We start from the raw sequence: 21,935 nt of genomic DNA, 5'->3' as shown, positions 1-21,935 counted from the left end.
GGCTCGCTCCCACAATGAGTCCGCGTTCTGACTGAAGGAATGCAATCAAACTGTGGGAGCGAGCCTGCTCGCGAAAGCGGTGGGTCAGTCGGCAGGGATGTTGAATGTGAGGCCGTCTTCGCGAGCAGGCTCGCTCCCACAATGAGTCCGCGTTCTGACTGAAGGAATGCAGTCAAACTGTGGGAGCTAGCCTGCTCGCGAAAGCGGTGGGTCAGTTGGCAGGGATGTTGAATGTGAGGCCGTCTTCGCGAGCAGGCTCGCTCCCACATGTTTTTTTGTTGGCTCGAAGCATGTAAATCCCCCCCCACGATTTTCATTGATCGCGACAACTCATACCCATCAGCGACACGCCTTGCCTCTCCACGAAAATTATTTTCATGCGGTTTGAAATCTCGATCTCGAAATGATTTATGAGTTTCACAACCCATTCGAACGTGACCCTTTCGAGGAGTACCGCATGACGCCTTCTTTCGGCTACTGGCTGCTGGTCTATGCCGCTGTGGCCATCATCGCGCTGATCGTGTTGATCGCCCGTTACCGGCTCAATCCGTTCATTGTCATCACCCTGATCTCCATTGGTCTGGCCTTGGTCGCCGGCATGCCGCCGTCGGGCGTGGTCGGGGCTTATGAGGCCGGGGTCGGCAAGACGCTGGGGCACATTGCGCTGGTGGTCGCGCTGGGGACGATGCTCGGCAAGATGATGGCCGAGTCCGGCGGTGCGGAGCAGATGGCGCGAACCTTGATCGACAAGTTCGGCGAGAAGAACGCGCACTGGGCGATGGTCTGCATCGCCTTTCTGGTGGGGCTGCCGTTGTTCTTCGAAGTCGGTTTCGTCTTGCTGGTGCCGATTGCCTTTACCGTGGCGCGGCGAGTCGGCGTTTCGATTCTGATGGTCGGCCTGCCGATGGTCGCCGGTCTCTCGGTGGTGCACGCGCTGGTACCGCCGCATCCGGCGGCGATGCTCGCGGTGCAGGCGTATCAGGCCTCGGTCGGGCAGACCTTGCTCTACGCGATCGCCATCGGCATTCCGACCGCGATCATCGCCGGCCCGCTGTACGCCAGATTCATTGTGCCGCGCATTCAGTTACCGGTGGATAACCCGCTGGAAAAACAATTCCTCGACCGCGAGCCTCGCGACAAACTGCCCGGTTTCGGCATCACCATGGCGACCATTCTGTTGCCGGTGGTGCTGATGCTGATCGGCGGCTGGGCCAATCTGATTTCCACGCCGGGCAGCGGTTTCAACCAGTTCCTGCTGTTTATCGGTAATTCGGTTATCGCGCTGTTGCTGGCGACCTTGCTGAGCTTCTGGACACTCGGCATCGCCCAAGGCTTCAACCGCGAATCGATCCTCAAGTTCACCAACGAATGCCTCGCGCCCACCGCCAGCATCACCCTGCTGGTCGGCGCCGGCGGGGGCTTGAACCGGATTCTGGTGGACGCTGGTGTGACTGATCAGATCGTCGGCCTCGCCCATGAATTTCACCTGTCGCCGCTGCTCATGGGCTGGCTATTCGCCGCGTTGATGCGCATCGCCACCGGCTCCGCAACCGTTGCGATGACCACCGCATCCGGGGTGGTCGCGCCGGTGGCCATTGGTCTGGGTTATCCACACCCGGAGTTGCTGGTGCTCGCGACCGGCGCCGGGTCGGTTATCTTTTCCCACGTCAACGACGGCGGCTTCTGGTTGATCAAGGAATACTTCAACATGACCGTCGCGCAGACGTTCAAGACCTGGACCGTGCTCGAGACGCTGATCTCGCTGGTCGCTTTCGGCCTGACCGTCGGCCTTTCTTACCTGCTGTAACCGGAGCCCGCCGCCCATGGACATCCTCTACCAGATCCGCGCCCGCCAGGATTCCTTCAGCGCCGGCGAAGGGCGGATCGCCCGGCTGATGCTCGACGATGTCGGTTTCGCCGCCAGCGCCAGCCTCGAAGACCTCGCGCAACGCGCCGAAGTCAGCACCGCCACGCTGTCGCGGTTTGCCCGCACGGTCGGCTGCCGCGACCTGCGTGATCTGCGCCTGCAACTGGCCCAGGCCAGCGGCGTCGGCAGCCGTTTTCTCGACCCGGCGGGCACGCCTGAACAGTCGGCATTTTACGGGCAGATCGTCGGCGATATCGAAACCACGCTGCGCCAGCATCTGGCCGGTTTCGACGAGTCGCGTTTCGCCGATGCGGTGAAAATGCTCGGCCAGGCGCGGATGATTCACGCCTTCGGCATGGGCGGATGCTCGACCCTGTGCAGCGATGAATTGCAGGTGCGCCTGGTGCGCCTCGGCTACCCGATTGCGGTGTGTCATGACGCAGTGATGATGCGCGTCACCGCGGCCAGCCTGAACGCCGAGCAAGTGCTCATCGTCTGCTCGTTGACCGGCATCACCCCGGAGTTGCTGGAAACGGTCGAACTGGCGCGCAACTATGGCGCGCGCGTCCTTGCCATTACCCGCGCCGATTCGCCGCTGGCCGAACTGGCCGATATCGTCCTGCCGCTGCAAGGCGCGGAAACCTCGTTCATCTACAAACCGACGGCGGCGCGCTACGGCATGCTGCTGGCCATCGACGTGCTCGCCACCGAGCTGGCGCTGGCCAATCCTGAAGACAATCAAGAACGTTTGCGGCGAATCAAACTCGCCCTCGACGAATACCGTGGCGGCGACGATCACCTGCCGCTGGGAGACTGACATGCAGTACGACACGCTGATTCGCAACGCTCTGGTCGTCGACGGCAGCAACACCCCAGGCTATGAAGCCGACGTGGCGATTCTCAACGGCCGCATCGAGCGCATCGGCGACCTGCACGACGCCAGCGCCCGCGAAGAAATCAACGCCGCCGGCCGCGTGCTGGCGCCGGGTTTCATCGATGTGCACACCCACGACGACACGGTCGCGATTCGCCAACCGCAGATGCTGCCCAAGCTCAGCCAGGGCGTGACCACGGTGATTGTCGGCAACTGCGGCATCAGCGCTGCGCCGGTCACGTTGAGGGGCAATCCGCCGGACCCGATGAATCTGCTCGGCACCCAGGCCGCATTTGTTTACCCGCGGTTCAGCGATTACCGCGCGGCGGTGGAAGCGGCCAACACCACGCTGAACGTCGCCGCACTGGTCGGCCACACGGCGCTGCGCAGCAATCACCTCGACGACCTGTTTCGCACCGCAACGGCGGATGAAATTGCGGCGATGCGCGAGCAGTTGCGCGAAAGCCTGGAAGCCGGTGCCTTGGGTTTATCCACAGGCCTGGCCTACGCCAGCGCCTACAACGCTTCCACCGATGAAGTGATGCAACTGACTGAAGAACTGACGGCGTTCGGTGCGGTGTACACCACCCATTTGCGCAGCGAATTTGCCCCGGTGCTCGAAGCCATGGACGAGGCGTTTCAGATCGGCCGTCACGCGCAATCACCGGTGATCATTTCCCACCTCAAATGCGCCGGCGTCGGCAATTGGGGGCGCAGTCCACAGTTATTGGCAGCGCTGGAGGAGGCAGCAAAAAATCACCCGGTCGGTTGCGATTGTTATCCCTACGCGGCGAGTTCTTCGACGTTGGATCTCAAGCAAGTCACCGACGCCCACCGCATCACCATCACCTGGTCGACACCGCACCCGCAAGTCAGCGGGCGCGACCTGATCGACATCGCTGGCGAATGGAAACTGTCGCTGGAAGAAACCGCGAAACGTCTGCAACCGGCCGGGGCGGTGTACTACGGCATGGATGAGGCCGACGTCAGAAGAATCCTCGCCCATCCGCTTTCGATGGTCGGTTCTGACGGACTGCCCGAAGACCCGTTCCCGCACCCGCGCCTGTGGGGCGCTTTCCCACGGGTGCTCGGACATTTCAGTCGCGACGTCGGCCTGTTTGCGCTGCACACCGCCGTGCACAAGATGACCGGCCTGTCGGCGGCGCGCTTTGGCTTGAAAGAGCGGGGCGAAATCCGCGAAGGCCATTGGGCGGACCTGGTGTTGTTCGACCCGGCGACAGTGCGCGACGTCGCTGACTTCAACAACCCGCAACGGCCAGCGCAGGGCATTGACGGGGTGTGGATCAACGGCGTGTTGAGCTATCGAGAGGGCCAGGCAAATGGCAGTCGGGCAGGGCGGTTTCTCGCGCGGCAGGGTGATCTGCGCGACAACTTTCGCTGATGATTCGTGGCCTGTGTCACAGTGATGGCACATTGCGACTAAAGAAAGTCAGCAACAGGCCGACTTGCTGACATTCACCCCGTCTACACTGTGGGGCCAATCAGTCAGGGAGCACCCCATGAGCTTCGGCAAAACCACCCCGATCCTGCGGATCTTCGATGAAGCCAAAGCTGTTGAGTTCTACGTCGATTTTCTCGGTTTCAAGATCGACTGGCAGCATCGCTTCGAAGCGAATTATCCGCTGTATCTGCAGGTGTCGCGGGGCGACTGCGTGCTGCATTTGTCCGAGCATCATGGCGACGCGTGCCCGGGTTCGGCGCTGCGCATCGAGACCGATGAGCTGGAGGTTTTTCAGCAGCAATTGATCGCCAAGGACTACACGTTTTCACACCCGCAGATTCAGGCGATGCCATGGGGCAGCCAGGACATGACGATTGCCGATCCGTTCGGCAATCGGCTGGTGTTTACCAATGCGATCAGTCTTTGACGCGGGAAAAAAGCCCCTCACCCTAGCCCTCCGGAAACGTCGGACCGCCCAGGGGGAGAGGGGACTGACCGAGGTGTCTTGCGCGATACACCGAGCTGAAAAATCGAGTCGATTGTGGATTCAGACGCGCGAACAACCCATTTCAACTGTGGGAGCGAGCCCGCTCGCGAAGAGGCCCGACCCATCACCGCCGATGCACCTGCCGAAACTCCCCCGGCGGCATCCCCCGTCGGTTCTTGAACGCCCGGTGAAACGAGCGAGGTTCGGTAAATCCGAGATACTGCGCAATCTCCTGAATCGGCAAATCACTGTTGAGCAGATAATGCTCCGCCAGTTCCTGACGCAACTCATCGAGCACCTGTTGATACGACGTTCCTGCCTGCTGCAATTGCCGCTGCAAGGTGCGCAGCGACACATTCAGCTGCTCGGCCACTTGCTCCTTGCGCGGCAAGCCCTGCTTGAGCAAACCACGCAGAATGTTTTTCACCTGCTGTTCCAGCGGCGCTTCTTCCAATGTCGCCAGCAAGCCCAGCGCGTGTTCCTCCAGCGTGCGCAATAACTGCGCATCGGCCTGACGTAACGGCAATTGCAAATAGGCCAGCGGCACAAGCAGCGCCGAATACGGCTGATCGAACAACACCGGGCAACCAAAAAACTGCTCGTACTGCGCCAACGCCGCTTCATCCGGTCGCGAATGCTCCAGCCAAACGCAGGCCGGCGACACCTGTGTGTCGGCAATCCAGCGCGCATAGTGCAGCCACGAACCGAGCACGTTTTCCACCAGATGCCGACGAATGCGCGGGCGCTGATAGCGGCAATCCCAGATCAGATGCACCTGTTCGTCCCGCACTTCGGCGCGGCTGACGCCCATGTCGCCGACCAGTTTTTCGAACGGCATGATCCGGCTCATCGCATCGCCCAGCGTCGCGCAGTTCATGGTGATGTAACCGAGCACGCTCCAGGAATTGGGCAGGACGAAATTCGCCGCGTTGAGACCAAACAGCGGATCGCCGGAATGCTCGCAGAAATAGTCGAGCAAACGCTCATGCGCCTCGCCCGGCAAGCGCAAGCTGTTGTCGCTCAATTGCTGCGCCTGCAACCCGGCCGCCGCCAGCGCCGGCTCGATGGCCATGCCCAGTTGCTCGGCATGGCGCAGGTATTTGAGCAGCGGCGGAACCGAAGTGAAACCGAGCGATTGCATGATCGCGTTCCTTGAGCAACGCCTGAGCGAAGTGATGCCGAAAGGTACGGTGAAACCCCGGCGAAAGTAAATGACCGTATCTGGCGCGCCGGTTGACTCAATTGGCTACCCGGATTGGCCGGATACGACCGTGACACTCTGGCGCCGCTGGCTAGTATGAGGACTTGAAGCCGCACTGATTCGACGGCCCACAAGGACACACGCATGCGACGCTGGAATGGCTGGGGAGACGCAACTACTGTGGTCGAGTTGCCGGCGCAGGGCGCAAGTTTTCTTGCGCAGCGGGTGGGCGAGGGCCGCGCGCTGCCCGACGCCTCGCTGGACACCGCGCTGGCGCGGTTGCCCGCGTCGCGGTTGCCGGCGCACGCCCTGTACAGCATCGACGTCCATGACCGTTTGCTGCATGCGCGCGGCCAAAGTCTGCCGGACTGGCTGGCGCTGCGCGAAGGCATGCTTGGCATTTATCCCGACGCCGTGGCCTTCCCAGAGAGCGCCGCTGCCATACGCCAATTGCTGAGACTGGCCGAAGAACAGGATGTGTGCCTGATCCCTTACGGCGGCGGCACGTCGGTGGCCGGGCACATCAATCCACCAAATTCGGCGCGGCCGGTGCTTACGTTGTCGCTGGCGCGAATGAACCGCCTGACCGACCTCGACGAACAGAGCCTGCTGGCGACCTTCGGCCCCGGCGCGAGCGGGCCGCAAGTGGAGAGTCAGTTGCGCGCGCGCGGCTATACCCTGGGGCATTTTCCGCAGTCGTGGGAGCTGTCGACGCTGGGCGGTTGGGTCGCCAGTCGTTCCAGCGGTCAGCAGTCGTTGCGCTATGGGCGCATCGAGCAATTGTTTGCCGGCGGAACCCTGGAAACCTTCGCCGGGCCGCTACAAATTCCCACGTTCCCCGCTTCGGCGGCCGGCCCGGATCTGCGTGAAATCGTACTCGGTTGCGAGGGCCGGTTCGGGATCATTTCCGAGGTCAAGGTGCGCGTCAGTGCGCTGCCCGCCGATGAGCGTTTCTATGGCGTGTTTCTGCCGGACTGGGCGCAGGCGCTCGGCGCCATTCGCCAGTTGGCCCAGGCGCGCGTGCCGCTGTCGATGCTGCGCCTGTCCAACGCGGTGGAAACCGAAACACAACTGGCCCTGGCCGGTCATCCGCAGCAGATCGCTTGGCTGGAAAAGTACCTGAGCCTGCGCGGTGCGGGGGTTGGCAAATGTCTGCTGACCTTCGGTGTGACCGGCAATCGTCAGCAAAACGCGCTGTCGTTGCGCCAGGCACGCCAGCATCTGAAGGCCTTCGGCGGGGTGTTCACCGGCACCTTGCTTGGCAAGAAATGGGCGCAGAACCGCTTCCGTTTTCCCTACCTGCGCGAGAACCTGTGGAACGCCGGTTACGTGGTCGACACCCTCGAAACCGCGACCGACTGGAGCAACGTCGACCACTTGCTCAACCTCATCGAAAACAGCCTGCGCGACGCCTTGGCCGCTGAAGGTGAACGCGTGCATGTGTTCACCCACCTGTCCCACGTCTACGGCGAGGGCTCGAGCATCTACACCACTTACGTGTTTCGCCCGGCGGCGGATTACCCGGCGACACTGGCGCGCTGGCAGGCACTCAAGCACGCGGCCAGCCAGACCATCGTCGCCAATCACGGCACCATCAGCCACCAGCACGGCGTCGGCAAAGATCACGCGCCGTACCTGCTGCGCGAGAAGGGCGCGCTGGCGATAGAAACCTTGCAGGCGTTGAGCAACCATTTCGATCCGGCCGGGCGCCTCAATCCCGGCACGTTGCTGGCGGAGTGAGCGCCATGAATCAGGAGTGGAACGCCGCGTGGCGCGAGCAAATGCTGCCAACCCTGGCGGACGAAAACTGGGACCTGATCGTGATCGGCGGTGGCATCAGCGGCGCGGGAATTGTGCGCGAGGCGGCGCGGCGTGGCTGGCGCTGTCTGCTGCTGGAACAGCGGGATTTCGCCTGGGGCACGTCCAGCCGTTCTTCGAAAATGGTCCATGGCGGTTTGCGGTATATCGCCAAGGGCCAGTGGCGCCTGACCCGCGATTCGGTGCGCGAACGTCAGCGCCTGCTCGACGAGGCGCCGGGGCTGGTCGAGCCGATGAGTTTCCTGATGCCGCATTATCGCGGCGGCTTTCCCGGCCCACGGGTGTTGGGCGGATTGCTGAGTGTCTATGACGCCTTGGCCGGGCGCCGCAGCCATCGTTTCCATGACGCGCAGCAGTTGCGGTTTATCGCGCCGGGGTTAAAGGAGAATGATCTTATCGGCGGCACCAGTTTCGTCGACGCGCTGACCGACGATGCCCGGCTGGTGATGCGCGTGTTGAGCGAGGCGCGTGCCGATGGCGCCGTGGTGCTCAACGGTTTGCGCGTGGCGCAGTTGCTGCGTGAAGAAGGGCGGGTATCTGGCGTTGCGGTCGAAGATTGTGAGTCGGGCGAGACATTGCATTTGCGTTGCGGCGTGCTCGCGGTGGCCACAGGGGCATGGGCCGAACGCCTGCGCCCGAGCGATTCGCCACGGCAATTGCGCCCGCTGCGCGGCAGTCATTTAGTGTTGCCGGGTTGGCGTTTGCCGGTGGCGCAGGCGCTGACCTTCCTGCATGCGCGCGATCGGCGGCCGGTGTTCGTTTTTCCGTGGGAAGGCGCAACGGTGGTCGGCACCACTGACCTTGATCATCGTGAAGATCTCGATCACAGCGCGAGCATAAGCGGCGAAGAACTCGACTATCTGCTGGCCGCTTGCACGCAAGCCTTTCCCGCTGCCGAAGTGACGGCGATGGATGCGCTGTCGACCTGGTCCGGCGTACGTCCGGTGGTCGGCGCTGCCGGTGCGCATCAGGACAAACCGTCAAACGAAACCCGGGAACATGTGCTGTGGCAGGAGCCAGGTTGCGTGACGCTGGCCGGCGGCAAACTGACCACGTTTCGCCCGCAAGCGATTGAAGTACTCAAGGCCTGCGCGGACATGCTCGGCCGTGCGTTCGAGGATGACGCCGCGCCGGTGTTCGCCGCAGTGCAGCCATCGCTGATACCCGGCCTCAGCCCGCAGCAATGGCGACGCCTGGCCGGGCGCCATGGCCGGGATCTGCCGAAGCTGGCGCAACTGATTGCCGAAGTCGGGCAGGAAACCGTCGGTATTACCGATACGTTGTGGGCAGAACTGGCGTTTGCCTGCGAGGCGGAAATGGTCCTGCATCTGGATGATCTGCTGCTGCGTCGCACTCGTCTGGGGCTGTTGCTGGCGCGCGGTGGTGAGGAGCATTTCGCGGCGATCCGCACACTCTGCCAACCGCGCCTGGCCTGGAGCGATGGGCGCTGGCAGGCGGAAATTCAGCGTTATCGTTTGCTGTGGCAACGCGATCATGGCTTGCCGGAGATCACGCCATGACGGCTAAAAAATACCTGCTGGCGATCGACAACGGCACCCAGAGCGTGCGCGCGCTGCTGTTCGATCTTCAAGGCAATCTGCTTGGCAAAGGCAAAGTCGAGTTGCAGGCGTATTACTCGACGCAACCGGGCTGGGCCGAGCAGGATCCGGAATATTACTGGGCGAAACTAGGTGAGGCCTGTCAGCAAGTCTGGCAGCAGAGCGGGATTGATCGTGCGCAGATCGCTGGCGTTTCCCTGACCACCCAGCGAGGGACGGTGATCAATCTCGATGCCGACGGCAAGCCATTGCGCCCGGCGATTGTCTGGCTTGATCAGCGTCAGAGCGAAGTTGCTGGCGGTATCAAAGGACCGTGGGGCTGGCTGTTGAAACTGGTCGGCGCGAAAGCCACCGTCGACTATTTTCGCGCCCAGGCCGAGGCCAACTGGATTGCCCGCCATCAGCCGCAAGTGTGGGCGGCTACCGACAAGTTTCTGCTGCTGTCGGGGTTTCTCAGCTATCGACTCTGCGGACGGTTTGTCGACTCGGTGGGCTGCTGCGTCGGCTATCTGCCGTTCGATTTCAAACGGCTGAAATGGGCGGCGCCGCGAGACTGGAAATGGCAGGCGCTGGCGGTGCGTCCCGAGCAACTGCCGACCCTGCACAAACCTGGCGAAACCCTCGGCCACATCAGCGCCGAGGCCAGCCGTCACACCGGGATTCCCGAAGGCTTGCCGCTGATTGCCGCCGGTGCCGACAAGGCCTGCGAAGTGCTCGGTGCCGGGGTGGTCGATACGAGCACCGTGTGCCTGTCCTACGGCACCACGGCGACCATCACCAGCACCCGTTCACGCTACCTGGAAATCGTCCCGCTGATCCCGCCGTACCCTGCGGCGGTACCCGATCAGTACAACTGCGAAGTGATGATCTACCGCGGCTACTGGATGGTCAGCTGGTTCAAGAACGAGTTCGGCCTGCGCGAAATGCAGCAGGCGCAAGAGCAGGGCATCGAGCCCGAGCAACTGTTCGACGCCCTGGTCAATGCGGTGCCGCCGGGGTCGATGGGTTTGATGCTGCAACCCTACTGGTCACCGGGCATTCGCGAACCGGGCGTGGAAGCCAAAGGCGCGATGATCGGCTTTGGCGATGTGCACACCCGCGCGCATATCTACCGGGCGATTCTGGAAGGGTTGGCCTATGCGCTGCGCCAGGGCATGGAGAACATCGAAAAGCGCTCGAAGGTCTCGATCAAACGCCTGCGCGTGGCCGGTGGCGGTTCGCAAAGCGATGCGGCGATGCAGCTCACCGCCAATATCTTCGGCCTGCCGGCCGAGCGCCCGCACGTCTACGAAGCCTCCGGGCTTGGCGCCGCGATCTGCTGCGCAGTCGGTCTGGGCCTGCACGCCGACTTCCCCAGCGCCATCGCCGCGATGACCCGCGTGGGCGCAGTGTTCACCCCGCAACCCGAGGCGCAGCAGGTGTATCAGCGACTGTATGCAGAGGTGTATCTGCGCATGTATCGGCAGCTTAAACCGCTGTATCAGAGCATTCGGGAGATTACTGGGTATCCGGCGTGAAGCCGCTGAATGTGGACGACTCAAAAACTGTGGGAGCGAGCCTGCTCGCGATTGCGATGTGTCAGCCAGCATCGGATTGCCTGACACAACGCCATCGCGGGCAAGCCCGCTCCCACAGTTATGTAGGAAACTCGAACTATGCTAGCCTGCAATCAGTGATTTCATTGATTGCAGGGGGCGGGTATGGCCAGTATCACAATTAGAAATCTGGATGAGAAGCTAAAGGAGCAGTTGAGAATTACTGCTGCGCACAATGGACACTCTATGGAAGAAGAGGCTCGCCTGATATTGGGTAGAGCATTGGCAGCCGTTGATCGAGCCGGAGGACTTGGCAGTCGGATCCGCGGCAGGTTCAGCGCTGTCGGCGGAGTCGATCTCAAGCTGCCCGAACGTTCCGAAAAAGCCACTGCGGTGGATTTTTCTGAATGATAGTGCTTGATACCAATGTTCTTTCGGAGTTTATGCGAGTTGAGCCTGAATCCCGTGTACTGGCTTGGGTTGATGCTCAGCCCGCAATGGAGTTGGCAGTCAGTGCAGTTACGGTGGCAGAAATACTTCATGGCATAGCAAGGCTGCCGTCTGGCAAGCGCAAACAGAAACTTGAAGCCCATGCTATGGCAATGTTCGAAGAGGACTTTGCCGGACGAATCCTGCCGTTCGATGCTCATTCAGCCGTTGAATACGCAACGCTCGTAGCTAGTGCGGAGGCGAAGGGAAGGGGAGTCGCGATGGCTGACGCGCAAATCGCTGCAATCTGCCGAAGCTGCGGTGCTGCAATAGCGACGCGAAATATCAGGGATTTCGAATTTTCCGGAATCGAAGTGATCAACCCGTGGGAAGCATTAGGCGCTTTTAACCATTCGAAATGACATCGCGGGCAAGCTCGCTCCCACAGGTATCGAGGCGAACACATCATCTGTGAACGACTCGAAAACCTGTGGGAGCGGGCTTGCCCGCGATTGGGTTTTGGCTTCAGCGCAAAATGCGCATCAAACGCGGAAGTGGCTGACCATCTGCTGCAACTGACCACCCAGACGCGCCAGTTCAACGCTCGACGCGGCCGTTTCATCACTCGCTGCGGCGGTCTGCTCAGACACATCGCGCACGTTGATGATGCTGCGGCTGATCTCTTCGGCCACGGCGCTTTGCTGTTCGGCAGCGGCGGCGATTTGCTGGTTCATCGACTGGATGTTCGACACCGTGCGGGTGATGTTTTCCAGCGATGCACCGGCCTTGCGGGTCAGGGCGACGCTGCTGTCGGTCAGCGCGCGGCTGTTGTTCATCACCGCGGAGACTTGCTGAGTGCCGTTCTGCAAACCAGCAACCAGACCTTCGATTTCCTCGGTGGACTTCTGCGTACGCTGGGCCAGGCCACGAACTTCATCGGCAACCACAGCAAAACCACGACCGGCCTCACCGGCGCGGGCGGCTTCGATGGCGGCATTCAACGCCAGCAGATTGGTCTGTTCGGCCACGGCTTTGATCACGTCCATGACGCTGCCGATCTTGTCGCTTTCCTGTTGCAGCACGCTCATTGCTTCGGTCGAACGCACCACTTCGCTGGCCAGACGCTCGATCTGCGCGATGGCTTCGTTCACCACCTTGTCGCCTTCACGGGCTTCACCGTCCGCCGCCGCAGCAGCTTGCGAGGCTTCTTCAGCGTTGCGCGCGACTTCCTGCACGGTGGCAGTCATCTCGTGCATGGCGGTGGCAACCTGATCGGTCTCGACTTTCTGACTGTTCACGCCGGCACTGGTTTGCTCGGTCACGGCCGACAGTTCCTCGGCGGCGCTGGCGATCTGGGTGACGCCGTCGCGGATGCCGCTGATCAAGTCGCGCAGGGTCACGCCCATGCGCGCAATGCCTTGTTGCAGTACGCCGAGTTCGTCGCGACGCGTGACGGTCACGTTCTGGGTCAGATCGCCGCTGGCGATGCGCTCGACCACGGCCAGGGTTTCTTGCAGCGGACGGGTGATCTGGCGGGTGATGATCACCGCAGCGATCACGCCCACCAGCAGCGCCAGCAGGGTGCTGATCAACTGGAAGGTGCGCGCTTGGGCGCTTTCGACGTCACGACGGTCGAGCTGAATCTGATACAGCTGTTCGCTCAGGGACACGATGGTGTTGCCCTGATCGGTCATCTCCTTACGCGCCTGCACCGCTTCGCTGTTGGCATTCTTGAACGCCATCAGCGAACTGCGGTAGTTGACCAGCGCGGTCTCCAGCTGACGCAGTGCGTCTTGCTGGGTCGAAGCGAAATAGGTGTTGAGTGGCTTGAGGCTGGCAAGCGCCGCATCGATCTGGCCGACGGCTTTCTGCTCGGTTTCGGCATTGCTGGTGGCGGTGTAGCCGCGCACTTCGTAGCGCGCGAGGATGAACGCTTCCTTGGCCGCCGTGACCGCCTGGAACTGTTCGAAACGCTGCTCGCTCATGTCCATCTGCTGCACACGCTTGCTGATCGACTCGATCAGGTCATACGCGGTCGCGGCGCTGGCGCTCATGCTGTCGCGGGCGCTGTTGCCGGTGCGATAGGCGTTGCGCATTTTGTTCAGCGAGGTCTGGTATTCGGCAATGGTCGCGGCCTGCTGCTTGAGCAGTTTGAGGTTTTCCGGGCTTTTGAATTTGCTGATCAGCGCTTGCTGCTGAGCCGCGAAACCGTCGAGGGTGGTCTGCACGTTCTGCGCGGCGGTTTCATCGCCATTGGTCAGCATGTATTGCAGGCGCACCACACGCAGTTTGGTCAGGCCGCTATTGAGCTGAGTGATATCGCTCATCCAGTTGCTGCGGTCGATCAGCCCGCCGAGGCTGGTCCAGCCGGTCAGGGCCAAAACGCACGTCAGGGCCAGCACCAGGCCGAAGCCCAGGCCCAGTTTCATGTTCACGCTGATGTTGCCGAACCAGCTATTCATCAATAATCCTCCAGAAACGTTGGGTTTCTTGGTCGTCAGTTAAGCTGGAAGATTGTTGTTCTTTTGAGCCAGCAGGGGTGTAAGCAGGACTGTATCGGCCGCAAATCCGAGAGCTGAAAGGTTTTTTGTCCTGCGGTACGCGACACCCGCCGCCAAGACTTTTTTCACATGGGTTTCACTGGCTGCGCACACAGGGCTCTGTAGCTTCGCCGCATCGAATGACAGCTTATGCATTGCGGCGAGGCGGCTTTTTGTGGAATTGAGACTGAACCTGTTCGGCGTCAAACGCGCGATCGATCTGCGCGTGCTGGCACGCTTTCGCGACACGTGGGTCGTGCTGGCGGCATCGATTTTGGTCATCCCGCTGACCTTGTGGTTGCTGGCGCCGACAGCGGTGCCGGACCTGGCCCATGGCAATGTCGCCGGCGCGCAGGCATTGGCGCAGGACTGGGCCCAAGGCGACGTGATCGCCCTGGTGCGCCACGTCGAGCGCTGCGATCACTCCCGAGCGCAATGCCTGAGCGGCCACGACGGCATCACCGAGCGCTCGCGCAGTGTCGCCGTCGCCGTCGGCGCCCGCTTCGAGCAACTGGGCTTGAGCAACGCCGACGTCTATAACAGCCCGTCGATGCGCACCGTGCAGACTGCAGGCTACATGTTCAACCACGCCGCCAGCGGTGATGACTGGCTGATCAACTGCCGCGGACGGATGCTGCAGGACGCGCTGGCGCACAAAGTGCCAGGCCGCAATCTGATCCTGGTGACGCACAGCGAATGCATGGCGCAAATCGAAAAAGACCTGAAAGTACCGACCTCAAACGCAGGTTACGGCGCGTCGCTGTTCATCTCCGCAGCCAGCACCACAGCGCCAAAAATGCTCGGCTTTATCGAAGCCTCCGACTGGCGCACGGTGACCACTCGATGAAATCTCGTTTCTATGCTTACAACTTTGGCGTTCCATTGCTCTGCGCAGCGCTGGTGTTCCTGATGTTCGACATGACCACTATCGACATTGCCATCAGCAACCTGCTGTTCGATCCGCAGACCCAGACGTTCCCGATCGACAAAATCCACTTCTTCGAAAAGCTCACGCATAAATGGGCACGGATCATTCCCGACTGGACCGCAGAAATCGCCCTGATCGGCGCGCTGCTCTCGGTGATCTGGCCGCTGGCCAACCCGCAAAAGCGCCCACGCCTCGGCGCATTGCTGCAACGCAGCAAAGTCGCGCCGCTGCTGCGATTCTGCGCAGAACACCGTAGGGATTTTCTCTTTGTCGTGGTCGCTTTTGCAGTGTGCACGGGAGTGATCCATTTCCTTAAATCCCACACCAGCGTGTACTGCCCGATTGAAACCACGCTTTACGGTGGAAAAATGCCGCACATCGAGTGGTACGAAAACTTTCAGCTATTTCATGAGGCGGGCAGTGGTCGGTGCTGGCCGGGGGGCCATGCGTCAGGCGGCTTCACCATGCTGGCGCTGTACTTCGTCGCGCGCCGTTATCAATGGCGTTTTTCCAAGGCCATTCTGTGGGGCTCGCTGCTGCTGGGGTTCATCTATGGCACCACCCGCGTCCTGCAAGGCTGGCATTACATGTCCCACACGCTGTGGGCGGGAATCTTCGTCTGGCTCGCCTGTTTACTGACAGCGCTGGCCTTCTACGGGCGGGCACGGTTGGGGTTGCCGGTGCTGGGCCGGCGTGAGCAAGCGCTCAGCCGAGTCGCCGCGACCAGCGCTTGTCCGGCGTTTCGAACAGCGGATTGACCAGCGCCGTCAGCACATGGTCCTGCCAGCGCCCGGCAATGTTCAGGTACGCCTTGGCGTACCCCTCTTGCTCAAAACCCAAACGCTCCAGCAGCCGCGCACTGCGCTCATTGCCGGGAATGTAGTTGGCCATGATCCGGTGCAGATTTTGCGTATCGAACATGTAGCCGATACCAGCCTCCAGCGCCTCGGCCATCAAACCCTGACCCTGATGTTTTTCGTCCAGGTGATAACCCAGATAACACGCCTGAAAAGCCCCGCGAATCAGACCGCTGAAATTGCACGCGCCGATCATCTGATGACCATCTGGCGTCAACAATGCGAAATGCATCGCCAGTCCAGCCTCGAAGGCACTGGCCTGAATATCGAGGCGTCGACGAATCTGCTCGGTGGAAAAATACTCAGTCGTACGAATCGGCGACCACGGCGCGAGATGACGCTGATTGCGCTGATAAAACGCACTTTCAAGCTCAGCCTGATCCGGATCGAGAATCGCAAGCGTCAGGCGCTCGCAGGGCAGGGTCAACAGCGGCATCGGACGCTCCGGCGCGAGGAATCTGCTCGCAGAGTCGCGCAATCACCGGGTGACGGCAAGTCGGAGCGTGGAAGGGACTTTCTTCCAGGCAAAAAAAAGCCCGCAGGAGCGCGGGCGAACCGTAGTTTCTTGAATGAGCGAGAGGACTGTACAAGGGTTGGCCGCGCAGGAGCAGTGAATAAAAATTCATCTCGATGGGTGGCTGACAGCGCTGTCCCGAACCCTTGCAAATCAAGGCGTCTGGCGACTCAGTGGCGGGTTTCCGGCCCGGCAGCCGACGGATCAAAATTGTCCCGCGCCCGGCAAACCAGCATCTCCGCCATCGCACTCAACTGCTTGATCGCCACCGCCACATGATATTTCGAACCGTCGAACTCATCGGCAAACGTGGCGCTGATGGCCACGAGGGAATCGAGGATTTCGCTGGCATGGTTGAGCAACGTCAGCGTGTCGACATCGTCACGCACCCTGATCAACTGATTGAGCGGCAACGCCCGCCGGCGGCGGCTTGGCATCTCGCGGCGTGGGGTGGCGGTAGAGTGGGTGACAGGACTGGCAGTCAGCGCATCGGCCGAGACCGGGCCAACCAGCGTGAGCCGGGTGATTTTCTTCATGATGGAGCTCCGTGGGTAAACATTCACAGCGATTCAACTGCCAGACCGTCCGCTGGATGGCAGGAATGGAGGAGGGTAGCGGTGAGGGGGAAGGAGCGCTAGTTCATGGGAGTCGACGTGTGTTGAGGGAAAAGTCCTAGGATGGTTTTTTTGTAGGAAAGGGGAGCGAGACATTACTGCCCAAAAAAACGCGCATGGCGGAATTTTGATAGTACCCGTCGAGTTGACGGGAGCGACGAAGCACTGCCGCCGATTATTGTCTTTCGCACAAAAGCAGGAAGCGCTAATCATGCTGCCGTTGATCAGAAGAACCGACAGTCACGTTCATTTTTTTACTTCGCAAGACCTGCGTCGAGTCTCGGGTTCGCTGCCCTATGCATTACCTGAACCGCACTCGCTCACGGCTTATCTGGATAAGTTGATCGATGCCGGCATTGCGCCGACGCTTCTTAACAACGTCAATTTAAGTATCTTGCCGGACTCGGAAAACGTATTCGCTTCATTTGCCGAACTGAAGAATCTCCAGGCGGCCGACCCTCAGCGCTACGGGGGCGTCACGTTAGTGGGAACGATCAAGGCCGAACCTGCCTATGCCACACACGAACGCCTCTCGCACCCACAAGTGGTGGGCGCGCGGATCGTTCTGCACGATGCACCACCGGAAGCGGTTTCCGACAGGCAATTCAGCGATCAGCAGTGGTTGGCGTTTTATGGCCGCTTGCAACCGCACCAGCATCTGCACATCTATGCAAAAGAAGCCGAGACAAATCTGCGGGTATTACGTCAGATCCCTCCCGCCGTGAAGGTCGTCATCGATCATCTGGGCACTTGTCACCGTGAGCGTGACATCACCGAGCCGGCTTACATCGCGCTACTTGCCGAAGCCAGGGCCCGCGGCAATGTGTGGTTCAAGGGACCCGGCTATCGCACCTGCATTCAGCCCGAGGAAACAGCTCGTTTCGTGACGCAAATCATCAGCGCCGTCGGCGCGGACAAGATCGTTCTTGAAGCAACGGATGCGCCGCATGTTGGCACCGACAACAAAGGCGTTGCGTATGCCGATCTGTTTGATCCGCACAGGGCTTTCAACTTTGTCGATGCCGTTGCACTGCATGTTTCCCAAGCGACCCGAATTCCTGTTGGCCAACTTCTGCGAGGAACATTTGGCCGGTTGGTAAGTTGAGCTACGCCCACATTCTCACTTCGAGATCACCCGCAAATGACGACCATTACAACAAGAAACATCAACTTCAGCGTCAAGTACAACGATGCAACCCTTAGCCTCAAAGGCATGCTGTTTCAGCCCGAACAACGCGACGCCGCGTCGCAAAAACTGCCACCGGTAATCTTCAACTCCGGCTTCACCGGCGGGGTCACGATGTATGGCCAACTGTTCGGTCGCGCCCTCGCGGCTTTGGGTTATCGCGTCATGACTTATGACGTAGCAGGTTTCTTTTCCAACAAGCACATCCGTAACACCATTGAGTCGGGCGACAAGGTCATTACCCACGTCATTCTCAAAGACCAGAAAGACGAAGTGCTCGGCGCCGTTGCCTGGGCGCGCGAAAACTTCGGTGAGATGCCGGTGGTCGCATCGTGGGCGATGGGTTCGGTGGCGAGCCTCGGAGCTGTTGCTGAACTGGCCGCAGCCGGCGCTGAACAGATCCGCTTCTGGGTGCCGATGAGCTACACCAACCTTCGCAAGTTGCAGTCCTTGCGCGTCGATCAAGCGGCGGCTGATGCGACCATCAAGCAACTCGCTGATGACGCTCCGATCCCGCCGTTCGACACCGGCACCGATGAGACCCGACTCGGTTACTACCCGCTGGACCCAGAAACCCAGGCGTACGTCGATCAGCAGCTGGGCGGCTACACCGAAGCGGGCGGCGCGGACCGTTGGCCAGGTTGTACCTACGTGACGGCAAAGTCCTACAAGTCCTGTGTGCAATATGACCCGGAGCGGTCCATCGAAGGTGCGAAAGGCTTCCCGCCGGCGCTGATCATCCACGGCGCCGACAACACCTTGCACATGCCATCGGAGTCCGTGCGCCTTCATCAAAACTATCCCGGCGATGCCGGCCCGAATGCGCTGATCATTTCGCACATGCAACATGGTCAGCAGAATCAGGCCGGCAATCCGGTGTTTGAGTTGATGATCAAGAGCATCGACGAAGCCATCCGCACGCGATCTTGATCCGGGGCAGCGTTCTGATCTGTCTGCGCACTTCGGCAAAAGGAGTACGCAGTTTCAATCTGGCTGGATGCGTGTCCAACCCCTAACATGGCGGGTCAAAGCCGTTCGCTCAAACGGCCGGCCCCCATGAAAGGATCTGGCGATGACAGCCCCCCATGATTCAGCGACGTCTGTGAATAACGGTACAACCAAGCGAATCGGGCTGCTCATCCTTCCTCAGTTCTCAATGATGGCCCTGGCGGGTGCCAGCGAGCCCTTGCGTGCGGCCAATCGGCTGTTCGGCAAAACGCTTTATCAATGGACGTTGCTCACGGAGGCGGGTGGACCAGTCAGTTCCAGCAGCGGCATCGAAATCCAAACCGTGGCCGTCGATCAGGCGCCCGAACTGGATCGCGTATTCGTCCTGGCCAGCCTCGACACCGAGCATCAGAAACCACCGAAAATGCTGCGCTACCTGCAACGTGCCGCATCCCGCGGGATCACCGTCGGCGCACTGAGCACCGGTACGTTCATCCTCGCCCGCGCCGGATTGCTGGAGGGCAAGCGCTGTACGTTGCACTGGGAATCCTTCGGTCAGTTCTCCGAAGAATTTCCCACGATCGAGGTGACCCGTGAGCTGTACGTCAACCATGACAACCGCTGGACGTGCGCCGGCGGGACGGCGGCCATCGACCTCATGCTGGCGCAGATCGCGCTCGATTTCGGCAACCCGCTTGCGGCGAGTGTCGCCGAACAATTTCTCCACGCGCGGATACGCGCGCCGGAAGAGCATCAGCGCATGTCGATCCAATGGCGGTTCGGCATTCACGATCGCCGGCTGACCGCCGCGATAGCCTTCATGGAGAACAATCTGGAGAACGTCGTCGGCATCGAAGAAATCGCCGACCGCTGCAATCTGTCCCATCGTCAACTCGAGCGCCTATGGCATCAGCACTTCGGTAGGACACCGAAGAAATTCTATCTGGAACTCAGGTTGAACGAAGCACGCCGATTGCTGCGTGAGAGCACCCAGCCCATCGCGTCCATTGCCTACAGTTGCGGGTTCGTTTCGGCCTCCCATCTGGGCTCTGCCTACCGTCGCGTCTGGGGATGCACGCCGGGAGAGGAACGGCGGAAATTTGATGATGCTCACTCCTGATTTCGTTTACAGAATGTATCCGCGCAGAACCTTCAAATCTCTCCAGTCGGTAAATTCCGTAGCCGGCTAATGAACTGTCTGGCAAGCGGATTACCGCACAAGTCTGTCACCAGCGACCCGCCTGTTGCCTTGTACCCAACGCGCTGAACAGCGGATTGGCTTTCAGCGTAACGTCGATTTTTTGATAGAAAACGTCGAGCCCGCAGCTCAGAGTGCCCGCACCGGCGCGGTAAGGTCTTTTGCAGACACGGCGTTCAATCCAGATGCGCGCCGGATAAAAAAAACAATGACGTACAGAAGGCACAACCCTCATGGAAACCTTGCGTTTCATTCTGGAAAACGGCGGGCTGATCAGTCTGCTGCTCGGCCAGCACCTGCTCATTGTGGCGATAGCGGTGGGGCTGGCGATTCTGACCGGCGTGCCTGTCGGCATCGCCATCTCCCAGCACCCGAGGACGCGCCGCTGGGTCCTGGCCTTCGCCGCCGTGCTGATGACCATTCCTTCTGCGGCGCTGTTCGGGTTGATGATTCCGGCGCTGTCGCAAATCGGCTACGGGATCGGCGTGGTGCCGGCGGTCATTGCGCTGTTTCTCTACGCCCAATTGCCGATCATCCGTAACACCACCACGGCAATCGCCAACATCGATCCGGCGCTGCGCGAAGCCGCGATCGGCATGGGCATGTCGACCGGGCAGCGATTGCGCAAGGTTGAGCTGCCGCTTGCGGTGCCGCTGATCATGGCGGGCGTGCGGATGGCGACCGTCATCAACATCGGTATCGCTGCCATTGCGGCGTACATCGGCGCCGGCGGCCTGGGCAGCCTGATCATTCGCGGCATCGCCCAATCGGATACCCGCCAGTTGTTGGCCGGCGCCATCGTCATCAGCGTCATCGCCATTGCCGCCGACTATGCGTTGTACGGCGTGCAGCGCCTGCTGACGCCGAACGGCTTGAACAAGAACAAACTGGCCACCGGCCGAATGAAGGAAGCGACGACGTGATCCAGATCGAAAACCTGAACAAGCAATTCGGCGCTATCACGGCGGTAGAGGATGTCTCCTTCAACGTTGAAGAGGGACAGATCTGCGTACTGCTCGGGCCGTCCGGCTGTGGCAAAACCACCACGCTGAGAATGATCAACCGACTGATCACGCCGACTTCCGGCACGATCAGAATCAACGGGCGCGACACCTCCGAACTGGACAGCGTCACCCTCAAACGCTCGATCGGCTACGTGATCCAGCAAGTCGGCCTGTTCCCGAACATGACCGTTGAGGAGAACATCTGCGTCGTTCCGAACCTGTTGGGCTGGGACAAGAACAAAAGCCGCAAGCGCGCGGCAGAGTTGCTGGAAGTGGTCGCGCTGGACCCGGCGAAATTCCTCAAGCGCTACCCGTGCGAGCTGTCCGGTGGTCAACAGCAGCGCATAGGCGTGGCGCGGGCCCTGGCAGCGGACCCGCCAGTGATGCTGATGGACGAACCCTTCGGCGCCATCGACCCGATCAACCGCGAAGTGATCCAGGACGAATTCATGCGCATCCAGCGCCTCGTCAACAAGACCGTATTGTTCGTCAGCCACGACATCGACGAAGCGGTGAAGATGGCCGACTGCGTCGCCCTGTTCCACAACGGCAAAATCCAGCAATTCGGCAGCTCGGATGATTTGCTCGCCCGGCCCAACAGCGACTTCGTGGCGAACTTCATGGGCGGCGACCGGATCATGAAACGCCTGCGCCTGCTGCATGCGGCGGATGTCGTCAGCAAGATCGCGCCGCGCGAACACATGCAGGTCGTCGGCAGCACCAGCGGCATCGCTGCGCACTCGCACCTCATCGTTCGGCCCGGAGACGACCTGCGCCAGGTGCTCTCGCAACTGCTGGGGCGCGGCCAGGACTGGGCATCGTGCAACGACAGCGACGGCCGCTTTGTCGGCTATGTCCACCAGGCTGACATCTTGGCGCGACTGGTTGAAAACATTACCCCGGCGGTGAACTGA

20 protein-coding genes and 1 pseudogene are annotated in these 21,935 nt (G+C 60.8%); 16 read left to right on the top strand and 5 right to left on the bottom strand.

All coding sequences use genetic code 11. The features are described 5' to 3' along the window. Positions 1–457: 457 nt before the first annotated feature. From ACGSLL_RS19450 to ACGSLL_RS19435, 4 genes are all read left to right on the top strand, one after another. Positions 458–1,807, top strand: a complete 1,350-nt coding sequence (locus tag ACGSLL_RS19450; protein ID WP_394507571.1) for a GntP family permease — start codon at positions 458–460, stop codon at positions 1,805–1,807. Positions 1,808–1,823: 16 nt separating this feature from the next. After that, positions 1,824–2,684: a MurR/RpiR family transcriptional regulator gene (locus ACGSLL_RS19445; RefSeq protein ID WP_203420659.1), complete on the top strand. Its 861-nt coding sequence runs from the start codon at positions 1,824–1,826 to the stop codon at positions 2,682–2,684. 1 nt (position 2,685) lies between these two features. Then, positions 2,686–4,143: an N-acyl-D-amino-acid deacylase family protein gene (locus ACGSLL_RS19440; protein WP_394507570.1), complete on the top strand. Its 1,458-nt coding sequence runs from the start codon at positions 2,686–2,688 to the stop codon at positions 4,141–4,143. A 118-nt stretch (positions 4,144–4,261) separates the two neighbouring features. Continuing rightward, on the top strand, positions 4,262–4,630 hold the full coding sequence (locus tag ACGSLL_RS19435) for a glyoxalase superfamily protein (protein ID WP_394507569.1): 369 nt from the start codon (positions 4,262–4,264) through the stop codon (positions 4,628–4,630). Between the two features lie 184 nt (positions 4,631–4,814). Here ACGSLL_RS19435 and gliR read toward each other — a convergent pair whose 3' ends face one another. After that, positions 4,815–5,831: an AraC family transcriptional regulator GliR gene (gene gliR / locus ACGSLL_RS19430; protein ID WP_394507568.1), complete on the bottom strand. Its 1,017-nt coding sequence runs from the start codon at positions 5,829–5,831 to the stop codon at positions 4,815–4,817. A 204-nt stretch (positions 5,832–6,035) separates the two neighbouring features. On the opposite strand from gliR, the gene ACGSLL_RS19425 reads away from it, so the two are divergent. The 5 genes from ACGSLL_RS19425 to ACGSLL_RS19405 all read left to right on the top strand — a co-directional run bounded on the left by ACGSLL_RS19425 (position 6,036) and on the right by ACGSLL_RS19405 (position 11,654). Beyond that, positions 6,036–7,631, top strand: coding sequence for an FAD-binding oxidoreductase (locus tag ACGSLL_RS19425; protein ID WP_394507567.1), 1,596 nt, complete (start codon positions 6,036–6,038; stop codon positions 7,629–7,631). Positions 7,632–7,636: 5 nt separating this feature from the next. Further along, on the top strand, positions 7,637–9,229 hold the full coding sequence (locus ACGSLL_RS19420) for a glycerol-3-phosphate dehydrogenase/oxidase (RefSeq protein WP_394507566.1): 1,593 nt from the start codon (positions 7,637–7,639) through the stop codon (positions 9,227–9,229). Further along, positions 9,226–10,785, top strand: a complete 1,560-nt coding sequence (locus ACGSLL_RS19415) for an FGGY-family carbohydrate kinase (RefSeq protein ID WP_394507565.1) — start codon at positions 9,226–9,228, stop codon at positions 10,783–10,785. The genes ACGSLL_RS19420 and ACGSLL_RS19415 overlap by 4 nt, the downstream gene beginning before the upstream one ends. A 183-nt stretch (positions 10,786–10,968) precedes the next feature. Then, entirely contained in the window at positions 10,969–11,214 is a 246-nt protein-coding gene (locus tag ACGSLL_RS19410; protein ID WP_093104871.1) for a FitA-like ribbon-helix-helix domain-containing protein, read from the top strand. Then, positions 11,211–11,654 carry a type II toxin-antitoxin system VapC family toxin gene (locus tag ACGSLL_RS19405; RefSeq protein ID WP_394507564.1) on the top strand — a complete coding sequence of 148 codons (444 nt, stop codon included), beginning with the start codon at positions 11,211–11,213 and terminating at the stop codon, positions 11,652–11,654. The genes ACGSLL_RS19410 and ACGSLL_RS19405 overlap by 4 nt, the downstream gene beginning before the upstream one ends. 120 nt (positions 11,655–11,774) lie before the next feature. Here the strand turns inward: ACGSLL_RS19405 and ACGSLL_RS19400 are convergent, their stop codons facing one another. Next, entirely contained in the window at positions 11,775–12,488 is a 714-nt protein-coding gene (locus ACGSLL_RS19400) for a methyl-accepting chemotaxis protein (protein WP_371915160.1), read from the bottom strand. A 144-nt stretch (positions 12,489–12,632) separates the two neighbouring features. Continuing rightward, positions 12,633–13,559 (bottom strand): annotated as a pseudogene (locus ACGSLL_RS19395) (methyl-accepting chemotaxis protein); the annotation flags it as partial. Positions 13,560–13,947: 388 nt separating this feature from the next. Between ACGSLL_RS19395 and pmrG the strand changes: the two are divergent. Both pmrG and ACGSLL_RS19385 read left to right on the top strand, forming a co-directional pair. Then, positions 13,948–14,619 (top strand): lipopolysaccharide core heptose(II)-phosphate phosphatase PmrG, encoded by a 672-nt coding sequence (gene pmrG / locus ACGSLL_RS19390; RefSeq protein ID WP_394507563.1) that lies wholly within the window; start codon positions 13,948–13,950, stop codon positions 14,617–14,619. After that, positions 14,616–15,458 (top strand): phosphatase PAP2 family protein, encoded by an 843-nt coding sequence (locus ACGSLL_RS19385; RefSeq protein ID WP_394507562.1) that lies wholly within the window; start codon positions 14,616–14,618, stop codon positions 15,456–15,458. Before pmrG ends, ACGSLL_RS19385 begins: the two co-directional genes overlap by 4 nt. On the opposite strand, the gene rimJ is transcribed toward ACGSLL_RS19385, so the two are convergent. Both rimJ and ACGSLL_RS19375 read right to left on the bottom strand, forming a co-directional pair. After that, positions 15,406–15,993: a ribosomal protein S5-alanine N-acetyltransferase gene (gene rimJ, locus ACGSLL_RS19380; RefSeq protein WP_394507561.1), complete on the bottom strand. Its 588-nt coding sequence runs from the start codon at positions 15,991–15,993 to the stop codon at positions 15,406–15,408. The genes ACGSLL_RS19385 and rimJ overlap by 53 nt on opposite strands. 248 nt (positions 15,994–16,241) lie before the next feature. Continuing rightward, positions 16,242–16,607, bottom strand: coding sequence for a DUF6124 family protein (locus ACGSLL_RS19375; protein WP_394507560.1), 366 nt, complete (start codon positions 16,605–16,607; stop codon positions 16,242–16,244). A 289-nt stretch (positions 16,608–16,896) separates the two neighbouring features. On the opposite strand from ACGSLL_RS19375, the gene ACGSLL_RS19370 reads away from it, so the two are divergent. The 5 genes from ACGSLL_RS19370 (at position 16,897) to ACGSLL_RS19350 (ending at position 21,935) form a co-directional block, all read left to right on the top strand. Continuing rightward, the gene (locus tag ACGSLL_RS19370; protein WP_394507559.1) at positions 16,897–17,790 is read left to right on the top strand and encodes an amidohydrolase family protein; all 894 of its coding nucleotides are present in this window, start codon (positions 16,897–16,899) and stop codon (positions 17,788–17,790) included. Between the two features lie 36 nt (positions 17,791–17,826). Beyond that, on the top strand, positions 17,827–18,801 hold the full coding sequence (locus ACGSLL_RS19365) for an alpha/beta hydrolase (RefSeq protein WP_394507558.1): 975 nt from the start codon (positions 17,827–17,829) through the stop codon (positions 18,799–18,801). A 142-nt stretch (positions 18,802–18,943) separates the two neighbouring features. Further along, complete coding sequence (locus ACGSLL_RS19360; RefSeq protein ID WP_394507557.1) at positions 18,944–19,939, top strand: GlxA family transcriptional regulator; 996 nt, start codon at positions 18,944–18,946, stop codon at positions 19,937–19,939. 311 nt (positions 19,940–20,250) lie between these two features. Further along, positions 20,251–20,940: an ABC transporter permease gene (locus tag ACGSLL_RS19355; RefSeq protein WP_394507556.1), complete on the top strand. Its 690-nt coding sequence runs from the start codon at positions 20,251–20,253 to the stop codon at positions 20,938–20,940. Further along, a complete protein-coding gene (locus tag ACGSLL_RS19350; protein ID WP_394507555.1) occupies positions 20,937–21,935 on the top strand; it encodes an ABC transporter ATP-binding protein in 999 nt (332 codons plus the stop codon). Before ACGSLL_RS19355 ends, ACGSLL_RS19350 begins: the two co-directional genes overlap by 4 nt.

The organism is Pseudomonas retamae, assembly GCF_043496865.1.
Taxonomy (GTDB): Bacteria; Pseudomonadota; Gammaproteobacteria; order Pseudomonadales; family Pseudomonadaceae; genus Aquipseudomonas; species Aquipseudomonas retamae.
Note: the sequence above shows the minus strand (reverse complement) of the source record. Positions and strands in the feature narration are given on the sequence as shown.